General features: G+C 39.3%; 1 protein-coding gene and 2 pseudogenes. 2 read left to right on the forward strand and 1 reads right to left on the reverse strand.

What is annotated here, in order from left to right; all coding sequences use genetic code 11:
• Both CDZ78_RS00880 and CDZ78_RS00885 read left to right on the forward strand, forming a co-directional pair.
• Nucleotides 1–264 (forward strand): annotated as a pseudogene (locus CDZ78_RS00880) (transposase); the annotation flags it as partial.
• 206 nt (nucleotides 265–470) lie between these two features.
• Nucleotides 471–1,716 (forward strand): annotated as a pseudogene (locus tag CDZ78_RS00885) (class I SAM-dependent DNA methyltransferase); the annotation flags it as partial.
• 35 nt (nucleotides 1,717–1,751) lie between these two features.
• Here CDZ78_RS00885 and CDZ78_RS00890 read toward each other — a convergent pair.
• A partial coding sequence (locus CDZ78_RS00890; protein ID WP_444979186.1) for an ISAzo13-like element transposase-related protein occupies nucleotides 1,752–2,122 on the reverse strand: 371 nt, incomplete at its 5' end.

Below are 2,122 nucleotides of genomic sequence, written 5' to 3' on the forward strand. Positions count from 1 at the left end.
ACCACTTCGCTAAGCTCCGTTTCCATGATTTTCAGCGGTGGTGTGATTCGTGAAAAGGATATTTTATCCTGCCATGATGGCAAAGTAACATACCGCTATCAAGACAGTAAAACCAAACGCTATATAACCAAAATAGTTTCGGGGGCTGATTTTCTCTGGCTGGTATTGCAACATGTTTTGCCTAAAGGCTTTCGCCGTGCGCGGAACTTTGGCTTTTTACACCCCAATAGCAAGGGCGTGATTAAACTGATTCACATCCTGCTAAGCTGAAGTTTCCCAATTATTGAGTAGCTGAAATACACAATGCTGGTGTATCGAGGTTTATTTTAGGAACACTGATGATGTTTATAGCAAACCCCTACTTAATTCCCCTTAGGCAATAGCATTTGAAACGAATGAAAAGACTATTTTTTTCATATAGTTGTAGCATAGTTTCAATTTTACCATAAATAATTATTGGGAAACTTCAGTATAAAGACTTTATTCTGACTATGCTATTTCTCAAATACATTTCAGATGTTTATAAAGATGAATATAACCAGCTAGTAGAACAGTATGGAGATCAACCCGAATTGATTAATGCCATGATGGCAAAACAACGCTTTGTGCTACCTAAAGGTGCGAGTTTTTGGGATTTGTATGAACAACGCCATGAAGCGGGAAATGGTCAACGGATTGATATGGCTTTACACGCGATTGAAGAAGCCAACGGTTCCAAATTGAAAAATGTGTTCCAGGACATTAGTTTTAACAACAATTTAGGGGCAGAAAAACAAAAAAATGAGATTTTACGCCACCTGTTAGAAGACTTTGCAAAAGACATACTTAACTTACGCCCTAGTCGTGTCGGCACCTTAGATATTATTGGTAATGCCTATGAATATTTAATAAAACACTTTGCTGCGGGGAGTGGCCGCACCGCTGGGGAATTTTATACTCCCCCCGAAGTATCAGACTTACTTGCCACTTTATTAGACCCACAAGAAGGTGATGAAATTTGTGATCCTGCCTGTGGCTCAGGTTCTTTATTAATGAAATGTGGCCGTAGAGTGCGCGAAAACTTTAATGGCTCTAAAAAATATGCACTCTTTGGGCAGGAATCCATTGGTTCTACCTGGTCATTAGCCAATGATGAATATGTTCCTGCATGGCGAAGATAACCACCGCATTGAATGGGGCGACACTATTCGTAACCCTTTATTAAAAGATGCCAGTGGTAACGGTTTATTACATTTTGATATTGTCACCGCAAACCCTCCGTTTTCTCTGGATAAATGAGGGCATGACGGGGCAGCAGATGATGTTTATGGACGTTTTCGCCGAGGCACACCGCCTAAAACTAAAGGGGATTATGCATTTATTAGCCACATGATTGAAACCCTTAAACCTGAAACAGGTCGCATGGGCGTAGTTGTACCTCATGGGGTGTTATTTCGTGGTGCATCAGAAGGTAAAATCCGTAAACAACTGATTGAAGAAAACCTACTGGATACAGTGATTGGCTTACCAGAAAAACTGTTTTTTGGAACAGGCATTCCTGCGGCTATTTTGATCTTTAAAAAGCAAAAAGTAGATAACACCGTGTTTTTTATTGATGCCAGCCGTGAATTTAAATCGGGTAAGAATCAAAATATTTTAAGCCTAGAAAATATTGATAAGGTTATTGCTACCTATAAAGCACGAGAAACGGTTGATAAATACGCTTATCTTGCCAGCTAAGGAATAAGCACGAAACAACTTCCCGATATTAATTATTCTTGAGGAATTGCCCGGTAATTCCATTTTGGTAAATGTGTATCAAATACAATCGGCATTATTTCTTTGAAGTCAGCGGCATATTTTCGTCCTGTCTCGTATATTTTGTCGAGTATGTGAACAATTGTTGTTAGTCCTTTTGACGTTGATGTTCTAGAAATCAATGTTTTAACTGTTTCAACCGAGTCAAATACAACACCTTCACAAGCACGAGTCACATGAGGAAAAAAACGATGTTCAATGGGATTATACTTGGAGGTATAAGGAGGATAGTGGGCAATCCTAATTTCCAATCCAAGTGCATTCGCAGTCTTTTGTAAATCTTCTTTAAAAATGTAGTGCCGTGAGCTGTTACTCTCTCCACCAT

This window comes from Bathymodiolus platifrons methanotrophic gill symbiont, from assembly GCF_002189065.1.
In the GTDB taxonomy this organism is placed as follows: domain Bacteria; phylum Pseudomonadota; class Gammaproteobacteria; order Methylococcales; family Methylomonadaceae; genus Methyloprofundus.